The organism is Terrimicrobium sacchariphilum, from assembly GCF_001613545.1.
GTDB classification, from domain to species: domain Bacteria; phylum Verrucomicrobiota; class Verrucomicrobiia; order Chthoniobacterales; family Terrimicrobiaceae; genus Terrimicrobium; species Terrimicrobium sacchariphilum.
The window spans coordinates 2,334,675-2,353,451 of the sequence record NZ_BDCO01000002.1 but is presented as its reverse complement, the minus strand read 5'-3'; the positions used below and the strand labels follow the sequence as shown (position 1 = coordinate 2,353,451).

Below are 18,777 nucleotides of genomic sequence, written 5' to 3'. Positions count from 1 at the left end.
CCATCGCAATTTCTCAAATCCAGTTGCACCACCCGCGGAAGATCGCAACGATGGTCAGATGGCACGCAACGTTCGCATCGGCCTCATCCAGGCCACTTGCACACACTCGGGTGACGCCGACCCGAAGGTGATCAAGCAGGCGATGATCGAGAAACATATCGGCTACATCGAGGAGGCCGCAAAACGCGGCGCTCAGATCGTCTGTCTCCAGGAGCTGTTTTTTGGCCCGTACTTCGCGGCGGAGCAGGAGATGAAGTGGTACGACATGGTGGAGAAAATCCCCGACGGCCCAACCACCCAACTCATGATCGAGACGGCCAAACGCCTCGGCATCGTGCTCATCGTCCCCATTTACGAAGTGGAGAATACCGGGGTTTACTACAACACGGCATCCATCATCGATGCCGACGGCACCTGGCTGGGCAAGTACCGCAAGAGCCATCTGCCGCATTGCCAGCCTGGCTTCTGGGAGAAGTTCTACTTCCGGCCAGGCAACCTCGGGTATCCCGTTTTTGAAACTGCCGTGGGCAAGGTTGGCCTGTATATCTGCTATGACCGCCATTACCCGGAGGGTGCGCGCTGCCTCGGGCTGAATGGCGCAGAGATCGTCTTCAATCCGTCGGCGACTGTCGCGGGCCTGAGCGAGTATCTTTGGAAGCTGGAGCAGCCAGCTCATGCCGTGGCGAACCAATACTTCCTCTGCGCGGTCAACCGCGTGGGCATGGAGAAGCCCTGGAACATTGGGGAATTCTACGGCTCCTCCTACATCTGCGACCCGCGCGGCCAGATGGTGGCGGTGGCATCCCGCGACAAGGACGAGGTGCTGGTCGAGACAGTCGACCTGGATCTCATCCAGGAAGTCCGCAATGTGTGGCAGTTTTACCGGGACCGGCGTCCGGAGACCTACGAGCCGATTACCGAGCTTTAAGGTTCCAAAAATCGTATCCGGCGCTCAGTCCAGAGCGCCGGGCCACGATGATTTCATCCTGCTCAGGGAAATCATTGCCAGATCAACGCGCCCGCGCCGGGCTTCGACACTCAATGAACGCGATGTCGCCGCATCGGCGATCGGCCAGTAGATCAAGCCTCCCGCAGCGAAGATTTCCAGCGTTGTCCGATCCCCATAGATTCGAATATCGAGCGCAGCAGCTTTTCCGGGAATCCGCACCGAGGTTTCCCCGCAGGAGAGCTGGCGAGAAGCCGGATCGTAGAGGAGCCCGATTTCTCCGACCTGCAAGGCGAGATGCCCATCATTCTCTTCGCTGATCACGATACTCAAAGCGAAGCCATCCATGGCTTCCGCCAGGACTTCGCGCTGTCCCTCCTCGAGCGAAACCCCGGGCCAGGTTTGCTCAGGTTTCCTCAATGTTTCCACCTCGCTCACGGGATTGAGAGCGATGCGAGGGCCATCGTCGCCCTCAGCCAGTGACACCTCAAGTGGCAGGGACATGCATTGGCTGAACGTCCCTCCATTTGCCGGACCCCGCAGCCAACCGATGAGCACCCGGCGGTCGCGGGGTTCACTATCAAAGGTCTGGCCCGCGTAGTAGGAAGTGCCGAAAATCGAACGCAGTGGCTCGGTCCCCGGCACAAAGGTGGTACCGTCAAAAGAGCCGATGAGATATTGCCCATCGGCTCCGATAAGGATCCACCTCTCCTCATCCTGCCAACGCAGAGGGAACATGTCTGGACACTCAAAGAGAAAAGCATCCTTCCCCTCCCCGCCCAGCACGCGGCTCAGAGGCGTCCATCGCTTCAGGTCGCGGGATGAGAGGAGATGGATCGCGTGCCTAGCTCCATCCGGGACATAAAGAGCCATCAACCAGCGATCGCGCGCATCGTCACGAAACACCTTCGGATCGCGATTGCCTCTCTCGATGGTGGGAATGACCGGATTGCCGGAGTACTTGATGAACTCCCGCCCGTCGGAGGAATGAGCGAGACACTGGACGGAGTCTTCCTTGGCCCCGGTGTAGAGCAGAGCCATGGAGCCATCGGGGTCGAGGCCGCTGGTGTTTTCCTTATCCCAGACGGCGCACCCGCTGAACATGGCTCCGTGCTCATCCGGGAAAAGAGCGATGTCGAGTTCCGTCCAGTGAACAAGGTCCCGACTGACGGCGTGGCCCCAGTGCATGTTTCCCCAGTCAGTGAAATAGGGATTGTGCTGATAAAAGAGATGATACTCGCCGCGATACCAGACGAGGCCATTCGGGTCATTCAACCAGCCCTGACGGCAGGAGAAATGGAACAAAGGACGAAGAGGCTCCCGGTAAAGGTCGCATGGACTGGGACGCTCTTGGGTCCATCGAACGAGATCGAATAGTGTTTCGTCTTCCGACGTCAGGGTTATCTGCCTCCCCAGCGAAGAGACCAGGTCGATCGGCGCCCACCACTCCACCTCGGCGCTGGCAAGAGGCGACACGAAATCATGAAGGAGTTTGCCACCTTCGTAAATTTGCACGCGATGCCGGGTGACGCCCCGACTGGAGGGAACCAGCAACCAGCGATGCCGAACCGAAAGCAAAACCGATTTCATATCGTCGCCGCCTTTTCGCTGTCAGCGCTGCACACGTAAACGCAGCAACGTTTCAAACCGTTGACGTGAGGAAAAATCTAGCTTCCTCCGGATGAACTCCCTGTTTTTGACCTTGATGAAGGCTTCAAGCTCCCCTGCTCGTGCCGGTAGACCAACTGGGCAGTGAGATGTCCGGCAAGCGGAATCGTGAGCAGCGTAAACGTCATCACCAGGAAGATCTTGAGGCCGGAGATTTCGTTATTGAGAGCGAAAACGAGTGCAGCCAGCATGAGGCAGATGCCACATGTGCTCGCCTTGGCCAGAGCGTGAGAACGGCACAATGCGTCCGAAAACCGCATAAGCCCCAAACCAGACAGAAAGATCAATAGCGCTCCGACAATCAGCAGGATTGAAATGAGGATTTCTCGTATCATGGCGTCTCCTTTTTTGATGGCTCCTTCTTCCCCACTCGCTTGAGCTTTGAGGGGTCGTTATGGAGATAGCAAACAAACGCGACCGTGCCGACAAAGCCCAGCAGCGAGAAGATGAGCATGATCTCAATGAAGAGCTGGGTTTTCCACCAGACGGATAGGATCACCATCATTCCAACAATGCTGATGGCGACGAGATCGAACGCGATGATGCGGTCAATAATGGTGGGTCCCATCAAGACGCGCACCAGGGCCAGCATGGAGGCGGCAATCAAGAGCGCGAGAGCGAGGATTACAACTATGGTCATCATCGTGTGATTGCCAGGATGGGGCGCTTTAGTCCTTCGTCCAGAGCGTTGCGAATTTCTTCCGGACTGCCCGATGCAAAGGTATGCAGGATAAGGGCTCGACCGTCGGCACTCTTGTCCGCAACGATGGTGCCAGGAGTGAGGCTGATGCATTGCGCAATGAGCAGTACCTCGAGCTTGGTCAAGCCTTCCACGGAATAGGAAATATACTCACCCTCAAGCGAACCGGCATCGCGTCGCAGAACCGCACCGACGAGGCGGAGATTCGATGAAACAACCTGCTGGAGAAAAATGAACCCAAAGGCCAGCACTGCCACCACCCGTCGAATGTAGTGCTGACACCCGAGCGCACTGCGAAAGAGCGCCATGAGGGCAAATCCACCCACGAGGCCCAGAGCGAGTCCCCCCAGGGTGGTATTGCCGCTCAGGAACATCGCCACCAGGGCAATGAGGAGATGCATGACTGCTCCCGGGATCATTGCCCCCCCTTTCCGGTCAGCGAAAAAACCGCCTCGCGATATTGCGACGGATCAAGCAGCGAGGTGGCAGCCGTCTGAGCGATGCCAAAGAAAAACTCCGCCCCGAAACCTATGGCGACGGAGATCAAGGTCAGGGCGCACACAATAGCTGTCATCGCGCGAGCGGCGGCAGGTGCCTCAGGGGCAGCAGTCCCGTCGACAGGAAGTTTCTGCCAGAAAGCGCCCATCCATATCTTGAGCATGCTGACCAGCGTAAGCACGGACGCGACAAGCGCGGCCACAACGAGCCAGTACCGATGTTCCTCCAGGCCGACGAGGATGATGGCGTATTTGCCCCAGAAGCCGCTGAGCGGCGGAACTCCCGCCAGCGAGAAGGCCTGCAGGAGGAAGCAGGTGGCGAGGATCGGACTGGCCTTGAGCAGCCCTCCCATACGCGCGAGATTGTCCGTGCGGTTGTAAAACATCGCCGTGCCTCCGATGAGAAAAAGGGACGATTTCACGATGATGTGATGGATCACGTAGAAGATACATGCGGCAATGGCCAGCGGTGTGAAAAATCCGATGGCGAGGATCATGTAGCCGATCTGGCTGACAATGTGAAATGACAGGATGCCGCGAATAAAATTCCGCGACACGGCACCGAGTACGGCGAGTACCATGGTTAATCCCGCCAGCCACGCCAGAGCGGTATAAAGCGGAGTAAGGTTGTGCGGGAAGACTGTGCCAAAAGTCCGCAGCAGCACGTAGATTCCCACCTTGGTCAGCATGCCGGAGTAAAACGCCCCCAGCGAAAACGGCAGGATCGGATAGCTATTCGGCAGCCAGTAGTAGAGTGGGAAAACGCCCGCCTTGATACCAAAGACCACAACAAGCAGCACAGCCACGACCATGACGCCAAAGTCCCCCTGCATGGCCTCCGCCCGGCGCGAAATGTCGGCAAGGTTGAGCGTGCCGAAAACGGAGTAGGCCAGACCTGCCGCGACAAGGAACAGCGCGCTGCCAAACATGTTCACCGCCAGATAGGGAAAAGCCTCCTTAATATGCCGATCGTTAGCCTCCAGGGTCAGGAGTGCATAGGAAGCGACCAGCATGATCTCAAAGGCGACGAACAGATTGAACAGATCGCCTGTCAGGAAAGAGAGATTGATACCCGCGACGAGCAACTGCATGAGCGGCAGGCGCAGCGGCTGCTCCGCCCACACCGGTATCTCGGCATAGGAAAACAGGATGCAGGCCAGTGCGACAACGGTCGAAAGGCAGAGCATGATGGCGGCGAGTCCATCGACAACCAGCACCACCCCAAGTGGAGGAGCCCATCCGCCCATGAGCAAAACGAGGGGCGGCCCATGAAAGGCGCGTATGGCAAGATAGAACGCCAGCGCGCATTGCACCACAGCCGATATGGCGATGAAAACCCGCCTCCCCACCCCGGGGCGTCCCACGAAAAGGCAGCATATCACCGCCGTCAGCACAGGGAGCAAAAATGGCAGCACGAGGAGGTTATTCATCGTCAGCCTCCGGCAGGAAGAGCTTGCTCGCGTCCGTCGTCTTCGCGTCGAGGAAGATGCGGTAGAGAAGCATGATCAGGTAAATGGTCAGGCCGAAACCGATGACGATGGCCGTCAGGACGAGTGCCTGAGGCAGCGGATCAACGATCGGCCCGGAGCCTTCCGCAAGAATCGGTGCGCGCTTTCCATCGGGGTCGCCCGACATGGAAATGAGGAAGAGGTTGGTCGCGTTCGTCAGGGTGACGAATCCAAAAAGGATGCGGACAAAGCTCTTGTGCAGGAGGAGGTAAACCGAGACGGCAAAGAGCAGGCCAACGAGGAGTGCAGTTTCAATTTGCATGGCGCTCCTCCTTGGCGGATTCCTCGATGGGTCCCTCGAGCTCCGAGGCGTAATATGGCACTTCTCCGGGCGTAAATGCCGGGAGACCCGATGTGGAACGGGCGAGAACGATCACCAGCTTAACGGTAATACAGCTCACAAGCAGAAATACCCCCACATCGAAAAGCAGCGGGGTGCCGATATGCACCTCACCGATGAGAGGTACGTGATCGAGGTGCAGCTGATACTGGGTCAAGAACTGCCTGCCAAAGAGCATCGGCGCCGTGCCCGTGATCATGGCAAGGAGCAGCCCAAACGAGGCGAGGCGCAGTGGGGGCACGGGGAGTTCGCGCTGAAGCTCCTCCCATCCACGCACGAGGCCGAGGAGAATAAACGACATGCCGGTCATGAGTCCGCCGATGAATCCGCCACCGGGCAGGTTGTGTCCGCGCAGCAGGAGATACACCGAGACGATATTCACCAGCAGGAACACCAACCCGATGAGGGCACGCACGAGAAAGGAATCGGTGGTCGCCTTCATGGCCGGCGTTTCTTTTCCAGGAAAAACCCGGGGGCTGGTGCGGGATCGCTACCCGAACGGCCGCGTTTGTAGCGCATCATGAGACCAAGTGCGCCGAGGGTAGCGATAAGGAGGACCGTGATCTCACCGAGCGTGTCGAAACCGCGGAAGTCCACGAGGATCGTATTCACGGCATTGGTACCCTCCGCCAGAGGCTCGGAGAGTTCGAGATACTTCGGACCGATAGGCTCCGGATGCGAATGCCGGTCGGCGAAAAGGACAAGACAAGTCATCACCAGCCCAACACCTCCGGAGAGAACCACGCGAAAGATTCGCCCTTTGGCCTCCCGCTTTTCCTCGGATCGCAGAAGCTGGGAACTCGGGAAGCGAGAGAGAAGCAGAAGGATCATCACCACCGAGGCGCTTTCCACCAGGATCTGTGTCATCGCCAGATCCGGTGCGCGATAAAGGACGAAGTAGAATGTGAGGAAAAAACCGGCAACGGAAAGCGCGATCAACTGGGTGGTCCAGCGACGCAGCACAATCACGCCAACGAGCGAAACCGCGATCATCAACGCGACAAAGGAGTGAAGTGGTGAAAGGCTGATATCGATGGCGGTGAATCCTTCAAAAAACTTCGTCGAGGAGACAGCGACAGTTCCAGCCAAAGAGACCAGAAGAAAAAAGATCACGATGGGCAGATAGGCGGGCGGCCAGTCGGCTCGCAGAGCAAGTGTGAGCTTTTTGGAAAAAACGGATAGTCCGTCCAGGCCTCGCTCAAAGGCGGCATCAAAGCGAAGAAAGGAAGGAATGTGTGCCCACCTCCATCCGCTTTTCTGGCAAAGAAAATAAAGGCCGCCACCACAAAGAATCACGAGCCCCGTCGTGATAACCTCCAGGTTGAGACCATGCCATAAGGCGAGATGGACCGGCTCCTCTCCATGCAGTCCGGCGACTTTGAGGGAATAGATCGCTCCATCGAGCACCCCAGGGAAAGTCCCGAGAGCAAGAGCCGCCAAAGCAAGCATCAGCGGAGGAATCTGAATCGCCCAGCCCGGACTATGTACCGAAAGCGCCTCGGGTTTGGCGCCAGTGAAAACATTGAAGAAGAGACGAGCGGCGAATGCCACCGTGAGTGTCGCGGATATGGCCACCAGAGCGAAACAAACCCAGGCCCTCGCATCAACGAGATCCGCGAGTAGCAGTTCTTTACTGATAAACCCCGTGGTAAGCGGAAGTCCAGCCAGAGCCGCGACACCGATAGCCGCCGAAAAGGCTGTCACCGGCATATAACGCCCGAGTCCTCCGAGTTTCCGAACATCGCGCAGACCCGTGCAATGATCGACGATGCCCGCGGTCATGAAGAGCGATCCTTTGTAAAGCACATGGCTCAGGACATGGACCATGTCCGCCTGAATACCCGTCTTGCTCCCCACCCCATAGGCTCCAATGAGAAAGCCGAGCTGGCTGACAGTCGAGTAGGCCAGGATGGCCTTGAGGTCATTCGAGCGTAGCGCCAGGAACGCACCGAGCAACATGGTGAAAAAGCCGACCCCGCAAACAAGCCAGAACCAAAGCTCGAGCGAATGGAAAATGGGAAAAAGTCGGCCGACCAGGAATACGCCAAGCTTTACCATCGTGGCGGAGTGCAGATAGGCGCTGACAGGTGTCGGAGCAGCCATGGCACCGGGGAGCCAAAATTGAAATGGGAACTGCGCTGATTTTCCGAATGCCCCCACCAGAAGCAGCACGCAGGAAGCTGTGATCCAGCCGGCATCCTTGTAATCGCTCAGCGAACCATCCGCCAACCTGGCCAGGGAATAAGTACCCGAGGAAAGTCCCAGAAGGATAATACCGACCAGCATGCAGAGTCCCGTGGTCGCAGTAACAAGCAGAGCCTGCCGCGCCCCGCGTCTGGATTCATCGCTCTCGTGAAAAAATCCGATGAGAAGAAAAGACGCAACACCGGTCAGTTCCCAGAAAACAAACAGGAGGAGCAAATTGTTGGAAAAAACCGTCCCCAGCATCGCCGTCATGAAGAACAGCAGGCAGGAGTAAAACCGGGCGTGAGCGTACTTTTTGCCAAGATACTCCGCCGCGTACCAGCAGACGAGCGCCCCTATGGTACAAATGACAAAGCCGTAAAAAATCGAGAGCCCATCGATGAGAAATGAGAGATTCACTCCCAGTTGAGGCACCCAGGGAACCTCAAGAACCACACGCGGTTGAGACCCCGCAGATGCCGTAACCCACGCCAGGATCCCAGCGGAAGCCAGCGGCACGCTGCCCACGAGGTACCCTACCCGCGGCCCAAGCCTCGAGGCCAGAGCAAGCACCAGCGGCACTGCCAGCATCGGCAGGAAAATGACCGCGAGCATACTGAATGTGAGTGTCGTGGGTGGCATGTCGAAATCTCCGAGGCAGGCGCTCTTGCACCCTGCCGGCGGACCGGCGGCGCAAACGTAGCCGGACATCTCTCACGAGGCAACCCCTAGCGGCCATTTTTCCAAACAAAAAATCATCCCCAGGAAATGTGCAACGTATTCACACGCAAAGAGCTGTCTGGGTGGCAGCAACGGAATCTCGCGACGAATCCCCTCCCGCATACATCCAGCCAGCCATGGGCGAGGTGCTGACTAGTCCAACATCCCGTTCAACGGATATAGCAGCGAGACACTTGCTACGGTTTTCGTATTCTGGAAGTTCTCCGTGTTTCGACAATGCAACGTCCCTTCCGTCATTTTCTGACCGCCGCTTATTCTTCACAACGCCTGAGCGAGCAATTCGAAACAACCAGTTCAGCGGGCCCGGCAAAAGTCTCCGTGTTGGCTGACAAGTCCGTTCTCTTTCAAACACATATCGGCTTCGGCGGAGCATTTACCGAGGCTGCGGCACATACCTTTCATCGCTTGGGATCAAAGAACCGCGAGGCGCTTGTTCGTGCCTACTTCGATAATGAAGTTGGCCATGGATACACATTATGTCGCACACACATTAACAGCTGCGACTTTGCTCTGGGCAACTACGCAAGCGTCGAACAGGCCGGCGATACTGATCTGAAAACCTTTACCCTCGATCGAGAGCGTCGCGAAATCCTGCCTCTCATCAAGGAAGCGCTGGCCGCGACACGGGAAAAAGTCCTCCTGTTTGCCTCGCCGTGGTCACCTCCGGCCTGGATGAAAACAACTGAAAGGATGAATGAAGGCGGCAAGCTCAAACCTGAGCACCGGGCCGCCTGGGCGGAATATTATGTGCGCTACATCCGCGAGATGGAGGTCGAGGGGCTGTCGATCTGGGGCATCACCGTGCAGAACGAACCCGCCGCAACCCAGCCCTGGGACTCCTGTGAATACACCGCAGAGGAAGAAAGGGACTTCGTTCGCGATCATCTTGGCCCGGCTCTGAAGCGAGCGGGACTTTCCGATGTGAAGATCATCATCTGGGATCACAACCGCGACATGCTGGTGCATCGCGCCAGCGTCGCGTACCACGATCCAGAAGCTGCGAAATATATCTGGGGCGCGGGCTTCCACTGGTATGTTGCTGACAAGTTCGACAACGTGCGCCTGCTGCACGATGCCTGGCCAGAGAAGCATCTGCTCTTCACCGAGGGCTGCCAGGAAGGAGGACCCCATATCGGTGAGTGGGCGCTGGGGGAACGCTACGCCCGATCCATTATCAACGACTTGAATCACTGGACCGAGGGCTGGGTCGATTGGAATCTCCTGCTCGACGAAACGGGCGGCCCGAATCATGTCGGCAACCATTGCAGCGCTCCGATCCTGGCTGACACGCGGACCGATACCCTGCTTTTCCAGACGTCATACTATTACATTGGACATTTTTCGCGTTTCATCCGCCCGGGAGCACGTCGCGCCCTCTGCGCGACGACCTCCGATGCCGTGGAAGCCACCGCCTACCTGAACCCCGACGGAACATTGGCTGTCGTGGTAATGAACCCACTCGAGCACAATACCAACATCGAGCTTTCGGTCGGCAACGACAGGAGTTTGATCCAGCAGCCAGCCCGCTCAATCTCGACCTTCGTCTATCCAGCCTAGATCATTATCGAACCGCCTTCCGCCAGGGTCGACCTGAGTTTCTCCAGGTCGACCTGAGCGGCAGGCACATTGTCTCGCAGAGCCAAAAACGCAGCCGCACCCGCCGCCTCGCCAGTCTGGTTCATATTCACCATCACGCGAATCGCGGCGTGGGCCTGCTCATCGGCATCGATAAAGCGCCCCGCAGCGAGGAGATTGCCATGAGGGGAAACAGGGACAAGAGACCGGTACGGAATTTGATAAAAGGTTGGGTTCTCATCACTCGCGGAACGCCATCGCGAGCAGACATCCGCGTAGCCCGGTCGGGCGTAGACCTCCGATCCATTCAGGTACCGGAAGGTAATGCCCGGTTTGTCCGCATGATGAATATCGACCCGATAGGATCCGTTTGCGATGGCATCGGAGAATCGACGTCCATACAAAACCTCCTCTCCGGTCAATCGATGCAGGCACCGAACGTGCCGAGTCTCGCGAATCCCGATGCGAGCCGGCAGAGCGAGCAGAGAAAGGCGAGCGGCAGGCGCATATTTTCGCAGAAGATCATGAATCGCCCGGACCTGCCGCCTTCCTTCCACCTCAGCCCTCGCAAAGCCGGTCGCCGTTGAGCAATCCTCATGCACACGTGTGGCTGCCAGCATGTACGCTTCGGAATCCGGGACCATAGCGCCCCAGGCGAAGCCCTCGGGCAAGCCAAACTCGCAACCATGCTGGCGCAGGAGTCCCTGCCAGTCCGTGTCCCGCAACCCGTCCCATCCACCAAAGAGCGCACACGCGGTAGCTGGTTGATGCCGGCTCGCCCTGTACGTCTCCGCCCCTGCCCGCGTGCAGAGATCGCCGTCTCCGCTCGCATCAATAAAGAAGCGCGCCCGGATCGCCTCTCGCCCCGATTTGGTTTCCACCGCAACGCCAACGAGCCGGTCATTTTCGATCAACGGCCCGGAGAACAAAACGTGGAGCCAGGAAGTGATGCCGTGTTCCGCCACGAGTTCGTCGAGATCGATCTGCATCTCCGCCGAATTGAAAGCCCAGGCCCACGAAGGATCACGGTCCCGCTCCCTCACCGCTCCCCGTTCACGGAGGCGGTCAATGAGTTCCACAGTCAGGCCCCGAAAGATTCTACGCTGAAAGACCTCATCGTAAGGACTGTGCCAGACATTGACGAGAGACAGCGTCGCGACGCCGCCGAGGCTCCCCATACGCTCGACGATGGCAACGGAAAGCCCCAGCCTCGCGGCCCGCACTGCGGCAAACACCCCGGTGCAGGAGCCACCAATGACGCAGAGATCGTAATCCCCGATCACGGGCAGGTCACGGGCGGGTTCGTGAATCGTGTCATTCATCTGGCCAGCATCACCCCATGCGGCTGCCTCCCGCCAGAACCATGGGATGGGGGACGCAAATAATGACATGGATAAAACCACCAGTTTAGGCTTAATTTTTCGCAATGCTCGCCTCCCCGGCATCCACCAACCTCCAGTTCGCAGCAGAATGCCTGCGCAAGAAGCTGGACGTGAGCAATGTTGATCGGGGCTTCTTTATGAGAGGTGAAACCACGCGGGATGAAATCATTACAACCTATCGATTCATCCTCATCATTGACGGGGAGCTGCGCTATACTCTCGATGGGACGGAGTTCCGGCTCCGGGCTGGCACGCAGTTTCTCGTACCCGCGTGGGTGCGCAGAGTCTGGACGACGGCCGCAGGCGCGGGCTGTAGGATCACATGGTGCGAGTTTGACGATCCGAGCGAGAGCATTCGAGGCTTCCTGCGACGACGTCTTTCTCCGGCCGAACGAAAAAACGAGAGCGCAGCCTACGCCAGCCTGAGGAAACTGCACCTGAGTGAGGATAACGATTGGCGCGCGCTGCATCTTGAGGCCGCCTTGAAGGTGATGCTGACACGGTTTCTCCAGCATGCGCAGCCCGCAGCATCCGTCATACCCTCCATGGCGGCATCCACAATTCATCCCCGGATCAAGGAGGTCTTGCGCTGGGTCCACGATCACTTTGCTGAACGCGATGCCCTGACCCAGCTGATGCAGGTGGCGGAGCTCAGTCCCAATTACCTGCGCGGTCTGTTCCTCGATGCGGCGCTGTGCACCCCCCATGAGTATATTGAACGTTTGCGTCTGCGTCATGCCCGCTACCTCCTGAGAGAGAGCAACTGGCAGATGAAGCGGATCGCCGCCGAGGTGGGGTACGACGATCCCCTCTATTTTTCGCGGCTCTACCGGCGTTTTTGGAAATACCCTCCGAGTGCCGAAAGACGGCCTGCCTAGGCGGCCACGGTCCCCTCCCATTTTCCTTCGATCACGAGGCCGCGGCACTCCTCTGTGATGCCGTATCTTCGCTCTCGCATTTTCTTCCAAAGAAGGTCGACCGCCACAGCCCCCAGCTCGCGGTACGGAATGAGCATTCCGGGATACTCCACATCCCGGTGCAGGAGATGCAGGCTGGCCACACGACCGGAGGGAACCATCAGGCTGTCGAGCACCAGCTTTGCCTCTTCACACCCCCAGCAAAGCGCTGCTCCCAACCGCTTTCGCTGTCTGCGGGCCGACACGGCTGAAAGCACCATGTTCCGCGTATGGCGAGAGCCCGTGGAGGCATGAAAGGCATGGTACGCACCGACAATACGTTCTCGCAGCGCGGAGTTCAAATCAGGCGGCAGCACCAACGCGATCTCATCCCGCAAACGAGCCCGCATCCGAGTCAATGCCGAATGCGTTGCATTATAATAATCAATCGCACTGTAGTCGACCTCCGCATGCATCGTATTGGCTGCAGCCTGGACGAGGCAGTAACGCTCCCAGGGAAAAGCCATTTCATTCGGGGAGAGCGACATTAACACGCAGCCCTCGATGCCTCGCGCCTGAAGGATCTGGTGCAGCCGGGACGTTGACATTCCAGGGTCGAAAACCCAAAATGTGTCGAGCGAAAATCCCATCTCGGCGCAACGCTCTCGCATACCACCGAAGACGAGTTCATAGTGTTCATACCGGCCCCTCGGATCGGCGTTTTGATGTCCCACCAGGCAGGCAATTGCTCCGCCCACCGTCTTGCCTCCCAGGCGGCGACCCGCCATCGCGGCTGCAAAATAGTCCGGACGATAGCCGAGTTCCGCAGCGGCCTTCCTGACCTTGCCGCGAATTTCCTCCCCCACACCTGGTTGCCCACGGAGGGCTCTGGATACCGTGATCGGAGTAACTCCGAGAAGACGAGCTATGGTGGCTAGCGTGGGCGTGTCCGACATCGTTGGGGAAACTGGGCGACCGCGTTAACGCTAACGTAAACACAACAGTTGCCTGAAGTAAAGCGGGCCGGAAATCTGTGCGGCATGATTCTTCGGCACTCCCCCAGCCGACTCGGAGGTTCCTTCCGGGCTTTGGCTATCACCCTGCTGTCCATCTCCTCGTACTCCGTATCTCTCGCCCTGGAGACGGCGCGCGAGGCTGATGCGTTCATCGATACCATCGGCGTAAACATTCACCTGGGTTATGGCGACACGGCTTACGGGAATTATGAGAACCTCGTGAAGCCGAAGCTCATCTCCCTGGGAGTCCGCCACGTCCGCGATGGAATGAACTCCTACAACTCCGACATGGTCAACAATCTGATCGGGCTCTCGAATCTCCCCAACCCGATCTCGGTCAATCTCATCGTCCCGCCCGCCATCGTCGACGAGCTCTACGATGCCATGCCAAATGCCATCGCCTCCATTGAGGGTCCCAACGAAACCGACAATCCGAAAAAAGTATTCTCCTATGACAACAAGACCTTTCCCCAGAGCACTCAAGCCTACCAATCCGCACTGTATAATGCGGTAAAGACTGAAAGCGCTGACATCGCTGTCCTCGCACCGTCATTCATGACTGGAGGAGGACCGCAGCAGGTTGGCATCGTGCCTTGCGATGCGGGAGTGCTGCACTCCTACCCCGGCGGAGGGTTGCCTGATAATGGTCTCGACTCAGGGTGCTCCTGGCTGCCGTTGATCACCGGGGTACCAAAGCCGGTCGTTGCGACAGAGACGGGTTATTTCACCTTCAACGAAGGCAACTCTTCCAACCAGGGAATATCCGAGGCTGCCCAGGCGAAGTATCTCCCGCGTCTCCTTCTGGAGTACTTTCGCCGAGGCGTTGCTCGCACGTATCTCTATGAATTCATCGACACGTGGTCGACGAGCAATGCGGCTTTCAACAATACCAACCGGGAATCACATTTTGGCCTCATCGCCGTCTCCGGGCCTGGTGCAAATGTCACCGCCCGGGAGAAACCCGCCTTTTCCAGCCTCAAGAATCTCATCGCCATCTTACAGGATCCCGGAGTTTCGTTCGAACCCGCCAGCCTTGGCTTCACGCTGTCCGGCAGCAACCAGCCGGCCTTGAGACATGTCCTGTTGCAAAAACGCGACGGCTCGTTTTGGCTGATCCTTTGGCAAAACGTCTCCTCATTCAATACCTCCACCTACACGGATCTCACCCCGGCAGCACAGACGGCTTCCATCACGTTCAGTCAGCCTGTGGGTTCGGTCACCTGCTACCGGCCGTCAGTCGGAGTCAATCCTGTGGCCAATAGCGCGATCCCTACTGGTTCCGTAACGGCCATCACCGGGCTATCCGTGCCGGATGAACCCATCATCCTGAAAATCACGGGAGCCAATACGGCAGTCACCTCGCCGATTATCGCTGACGTCGCGGCATATGGTGCGGGAGAGGCATTGCTGACATCGGACTCGGCCGTGTCGTATTCCGATAATTTCGCCAACGCAACGATCTTCAGTTCCGACTATGCGGATGAAAAAATCGGGAGCTATTCTCCAAACTCCGTCCGCGCCTATAGGGCGATCTTGAAATTCGATCTTCCTAGTCTGCCCGAGGGGCAGGTCGTTCAGGATGTCACCCTGCAGGTTTATCTTCGGTCCAAGTCCGGCAATCCCAATGCCGCTGCTGAGCTGGTGGCATTTTCGCCGGAAGATACTGCAGCACGGGTGACAGACTGGAACGACACGACGAACCTCATATCGATAGGCAGCGTGATCGCCCCGGCCCGAGCGCTCGGTCCGGTCACGATTGATTCCGCCACCTATCCGCAACTGGGCTACGCGATCCGCGACGCCTATCTGCGGGGAGCTCGCCATGTGGCGTTTCGCCTTCAACTGGCCGGCGGCGCTTATGTTGCCGGTTCGAGTTCCGCCGGTGACTACTACGATATCGGATCGACGAAAAACCAAACTGGGACCCAGCGCCCGATCTTGAGTTTCACCGCGGGCGCCCCTCGCACTCTACGAATCAGCCTTGCCTCAGCTCCGGCAAATGATGGATTCCTCAAGTCTCCCTCGCCCTACTCCACAGCCACGGTCGCAAGCAGTACTGACCCATCGTCCCGGGTCGGAGATTCCAACCTGAATGAATCTTATCAGGCATACTACAAATTCCCCCTTGCCTCGATACCAGCAGGGGCCCAGATCACCGGTGCACGTTTCGGCGTCTACAACCGGATCAAGACGGGCGCTCCAGTGCACGATCTGATCCTGCAAACTTACGAGGCGTCCAGCGGCCCGGTTCAGTTGGGGGATTGGACCAATCAAACCCAGGCTCGAGAGATCGGGGACATATTTTCCCCGGCTGCGGGCATGGGACTCTGGGCCTTCGACTCGCCCGAACTGACATCTGCGTTGCGGGGAGCCGTCTCCCGCAATAGCTCGTTCCTCGCCTTCCGTCTCAAGCTCCCCACCGGAGTCTTTACCACTGGCACCACATCCACGTTTGACTACTACAGTCTCGGCACCACGGAGAATACAGATGCGAACCAGCGTCCGTACCTGGAGCTCGATTATTACTGAGCCATTCAACATTCCGCAATGGTTGCCTCGACTTTCCTCCAGGCAACCTTCGGAAAAGGGCAAATCTGTAATGGTCCAAAAAGATCAGATTTGAATCTGTTCTTTGAAACGCAGGCGTGCAGAATCCGCTGCCTGCTGTGAATACGGAAGCCAAGAGTCGCCAGGGAGTGATCTACGCATTGCTGGCGTATGGCTCATGGGGACTTTTCCCGCTATATTGGAAGCAGTTTGGTTCGGTGCCAGCCGCCGAGGTCATCTGCCACCGCCTGCTATGGTCGTTGGTTTTCCTGGTGATTCTGGCCGCAGCTTGGAAACAGCTTGCGCCCTGTCTGCGTGTGATTCGTTCACCCAGGCTGGTGGGCCTTCTTTTCCTCACAGCTGCCCTGCTGAGTTTCAACTGGGGGCTCTTTGTCTACGGAGTGAATACCGGGCAGGTGGTGGAAACGAGTCTTGGCTACTTTATCAACCCACTGGTCAATGTACTGCTAGGCGCCGTGGTACTCCGGGAGCGCCTCACTCGTGCGCAGATCATCGCCGTGCTCCTCGCCACGGTGGGAGTCATCTATTTTGGCTGGCACCTCTGGAAGGTACCCTGGATCGCTCTGGGTATTGCGTCGAGCTTCGGCATCTATGGATTGCTCCGCAAGATGGTGCCAATCGATCCCCTGCCCGGCCTGCTGGTGGAGACGGCTGTCATGGCACCCGTCGCACTGATCCTGCTGGGAATATTTGCCGGGCATGGTTCGATGCATTTTCTAGACACGCCAAAGATCACGCTGCTCCTGATGGGTGGAGGCATCGTGACAGCCTTCCCCCTCATCTGGTTCATCTCCGCGGCCAAGCTGCTCCCGCTGTCGACTCTGGGGTTCTTCCAATACCTCGCACCGACGCTGCAGCTACTCGTCGGAGTCTTCGTTTTTCACGAACGATTCACCCTGCGCGATGGCATTGCCTTCGCCTTCATCTGGACGGCGATCGCGCTCTTCATGGCATCTTCCCGATTCCGCGCCCGGAAGGAACCCGTAATCGAGCCTGCCGCCTAGACCAGCGCGCCGGAGGACTGCGCCGCAAAGAGATCCGCGTAAACCTCGCAACTTTCCAGCAGCTCGTCATGTCTGCCGAAGCCGGCGACCTGCCCGAGCTCGAGCACGACGATTCGCGAGGCGTCCCGTACACAAGCCAGCCGATGCGCGATGACCATGACGGTGCGGTCCGGCGCCATCGCCTGCCACGAACGGGCAGAGTCCATGATGTCGCGCTCCGTTCGTTCATCAAGGTGGGCGGTAGCTTCATCGAAAACCAGTACCCGAGCATCACGCAGGAAGGCGCGTGCGATGGCGATTCGCTGCCGTTGCCCACCAGAAAGCCGTGAACCGCCCTCGTGAGCCTGGGTGTCATATCCCTCTGGTTGCTCCATGATAAAGTCATGAAGCCGGGCGAGACGAACTGCCGTCTCGATCTGCTCATCGGTTGCCTCGGGCCGGGCGAGGCGGATATTCTCCCGGAGAGTCATGTTAAAAACATGCACCCGCTGCGGAACCACAGCGATCAACTCCCGCAGTCTCTCCGGTGCAAGGGTCCGGAGGGAAATGCCTCCGAGCCGGATATCCCCGCGCTGCTCGTGCCAATAGCGCAAAAGCAGGTTAACCAATGTTGATTTCCCTGCTCCGCTCGCACCGACAATGGCTGTGATCTCCCCTGGCTCCATGGCAAACGAGACGCGATCCAGCACCGGAGCTCCGTCGGGTTCATAGGAAAATGCCACCCGGTCAAAAATGATTCCCGAATCCTTGGGACGGCCGCCCCTGAAGTACCGAGATGATAGACCGCTCTCGGGACGATCAATTATCGCGAAGAGTCTCCGTGCACTGCTGATCGCCTGCTCAAAATCGGGAATCAGATTTGTTATACCTAACAGTGGCACGAACACGCTCAACGTCAGAGCAAGAACAAGGGGAAATTCCTGTACAGGCATTGTTCCCGACAAAACCTCCCGGCTTCCTAAGACTATCACGGCCAGCACGCCTGTCCCGATAGCCAGTTCGGTCGCCATGTTCTGAAATGCCGAACAACGGGCCAGCCCCTTTTGTGCGTCTCCCACCTCATCGCCTGCGCGCTCGAGAAGAGTTTCAGCACGGTCCCCATGGCCGAAGACCAGTGTCTCCCGGATCCCCTGAATGGTATCCGCCAGTCGCACGGCGATCTCTCCGAGGCCATTTCTCGTTCTCTGAGCCGCATGCATACCTAGCTGATGAGCTGCAAATGGGATAACCACGCCAACCAGGAGTACGATGGGCAGTAAAACCAACGCTGATCCCGGACTCACAACCGCCAAAGCTCCTAGCACAGCCAATGGAATGACCATGGCAACTATCGCAGGAGCAATGGTATGAGCATAAAATACCTCGACTCGCTCCACGTCGGCAATGGCTCGTGAGACCAGGTCACCGCTCCGCTCGCTCTCCAATCCCGCCGGAGCGAGAGCCTCAAGCGAGTCGTACAATTGGCGCCGCAGGTCGGCCAGCAGGCGAAAAGCGACGTAATGCCCTGAAAACTGCTCCAGATAGCGAAATACGCCTTTTACCATGCCCAGCCCGACCAAAGCCAGGGCCACACTCCAAAGCTCCCTGTTGCCACCTCCCCGGGCGATAACGGAGATCCCCCATACGGCCAGCACGATGAGAATGATGGCCAGCACATGGTTCATGATACGCATGCCAACAGAAAGCGCCAGGGTCGCACGCAAGGGGCGCAGTACCTTCCAGAGCCGGGAGACAGTTTGTCGATGATTCATA

General features: G+C 58.0%; 16 protein-coding genes. 5 read left to right on the top strand and 11 right to left on the bottom strand.

The genetic code is table 11. From position 1 onward, the window contains the following. Nucleotides 1–58 precede the first annotated feature (58 nt). Nucleotides 59–928: a nitrilase-related carbon-nitrogen hydrolase gene (locus TSACC_RS11010; protein WP_075079346.1), complete on the top strand. Its 870-nt coding sequence runs from the start codon at nt 59–61 to the stop codon at nt 926–928. A gap of 24 nt (nt 929–952) precedes the next feature. Here TSACC_RS11010 and TSACC_RS11005 read toward each other — a convergent pair whose 3' ends face one another. The 8 genes from TSACC_RS11005 to mbhE form a co-directional block, all read right to left on the bottom strand. Then, complete coding sequence (locus tag TSACC_RS11005; protein WP_075079345.1) at nt 953–2,536, bottom strand: glycoside hydrolase family 32 protein; 1,584 nt, start codon at nt 2,534–2,536, stop codon at nt 953–955. 77 nt (nt 2,537–2,613) lie between these two features. Next, complete coding sequence (locus TSACC_RS11000) at nt 2,614–2,949, bottom strand: cation:proton antiporter (protein WP_075079344.1); 336 nt, start codon at nt 2,947–2,949, stop codon at nt 2,614–2,616. Beyond that, nucleotides 2,946–3,257 (bottom strand): MrpF/PhaF family protein, encoded by a 312-nt coding sequence (locus TSACC_RS10995; protein ID WP_084400390.1) that lies wholly within the window; start codon nt 3,255–3,257, stop codon nt 2,946–2,948. The genes TSACC_RS11000 and TSACC_RS10995 overlap by 4 nt, the downstream gene beginning before the upstream one ends. Further along, nucleotides 3,254–3,715 carry a Na+/H+ antiporter subunit E gene (locus TSACC_RS10990; protein WP_169809613.1) on the bottom strand — a complete coding sequence of 154 codons (462 nt, stop codon included), beginning with the start codon at nt 3,713–3,715 and terminating at the stop codon, nt 3,254–3,256. Before TSACC_RS10990 ends, TSACC_RS10995 begins: the two co-directional genes overlap by 4 nt. A gap of 14 nt (nt 3,716–3,729) precedes the next feature. Continuing rightward, nucleotides 3,730–5,241: a proton-conducting transporter transmembrane domain-containing protein gene (locus TSACC_RS10985; protein ID WP_075079341.1), complete on the bottom strand. Its 1,512-nt coding sequence runs from the start codon at nt 5,239–5,241 to the stop codon at nt 3,730–3,732. Then, a complete protein-coding gene (locus TSACC_RS10980; RefSeq protein WP_075079340.1) occupies nt 5,234–5,581 on the bottom strand; it encodes a sodium:proton antiporter in 348 nt (115 codons plus the stop codon). The genes TSACC_RS10985 and TSACC_RS10980 overlap by 8 nt, the downstream gene beginning before the upstream one ends. Further along, a complete protein-coding gene (locus TSACC_RS10975; RefSeq protein WP_075079339.1) occupies nt 5,571–6,101 on the bottom strand; it encodes an MnhB domain-containing protein in 531 nt (176 codons plus the stop codon). Before TSACC_RS10975 ends, TSACC_RS10980 begins: the two co-directional genes overlap by 11 nt. Further along, nucleotides 6,098–8,485 (bottom strand): hydrogen gas-evolving membrane-bound hydrogenase subunit E, encoded by a 2,388-nt coding sequence (gene mbhE / locus TSACC_RS10970; protein WP_169809612.1) that lies wholly within the window; start codon nt 8,483–8,485, stop codon nt 6,098–6,100. The genes TSACC_RS10975 and mbhE overlap by 4 nt, the downstream gene beginning before the upstream one ends. 417 nt (nt 8,486–8,902) lie before the next feature. Between mbhE and TSACC_RS10965 the strand changes: the two genes are divergently transcribed. Then, entirely contained in the window at nt 8,903–10,141 is a 1,239-nt protein-coding gene (locus TSACC_RS10965) for a glycoside hydrolase family 30 protein (RefSeq protein ID WP_237763946.1), read from the top strand. On the opposite strand, the gene TSACC_RS10960 is transcribed toward TSACC_RS10965, so the two are convergent. After that, the gene (locus TSACC_RS10960; protein WP_202815950.1) at nt 10,138–11,550 is read right to left on the bottom strand and encodes an FAD-dependent oxidoreductase; all 1,413 of its coding nucleotides are present in this window, start codon (nt 11,548–11,550) and stop codon (nt 10,138–10,140) included. The genes TSACC_RS10965 and TSACC_RS10960 overlap by 4 nt on opposite strands. 35 nt (nt 11,551–11,585) lie before the next feature. Here TSACC_RS10960 and TSACC_RS10955 point away from each other — a divergent pair, with 35 nt between their 5' ends. Further along, nucleotides 11,586–12,419 carry an AraC family transcriptional regulator gene (locus TSACC_RS10955; RefSeq protein ID WP_075079336.1) on the top strand — a complete coding sequence of 278 codons (834 nt, stop codon included), beginning with the start codon at nt 11,586–11,588 and terminating at the stop codon, nt 12,417–12,419. On the opposite strand, the gene TSACC_RS10950 is transcribed toward TSACC_RS10955, so the two are convergent. After that, entirely contained in the window at nt 12,416–13,393 is a 978-nt protein-coding gene (locus TSACC_RS10950; RefSeq protein ID WP_075079335.1) for a LacI family DNA-binding transcriptional regulator, read from the bottom strand. The two genes, TSACC_RS10955 and TSACC_RS10950, sit on opposite strands and share 4 nt — an antisense overlap. Nucleotides 13,394–13,477: 84 nt before the next feature. On the opposite strand from TSACC_RS10950, the gene TSACC_RS10945 reads away from it, so the two are divergent. Together TSACC_RS10945 and rarD are read left to right on the top strand one after the other, a co-directional pair. Next, a complete protein-coding gene (locus TSACC_RS10945; RefSeq protein ID WP_075079334.1) occupies nt 13,478–15,982 on the top strand; it encodes a hypothetical protein in 2,505 nt (834 codons plus the stop codon). Between the two features lie 137 nt (nt 15,983–16,119). Then, nucleotides 16,120–17,025 (top strand): EamA family transporter RarD, encoded by a 906-nt coding sequence (gene rarD, locus TSACC_RS10940; RefSeq protein WP_084400616.1) that lies wholly within the window; start codon nt 16,120–16,122, stop codon nt 17,023–17,025. On the opposite strand, the gene cydC is transcribed toward rarD, so the two are convergent. Beyond that, the gene (cydC, locus tag TSACC_RS10935; RefSeq protein WP_075079332.1) at nt 17,022–18,776 is read right to left on the bottom strand and encodes a thiol reductant ABC exporter subunit CydC; all 1,755 of its coding nucleotides are present in this window, start codon (nt 18,774–18,776) and stop codon (nt 17,022–17,024) included. The two genes, rarD and cydC, sit on opposite strands and share 4 nt — an antisense overlap. Between the last annotated feature and the right edge of the window lies 1 nt (nt 18,777).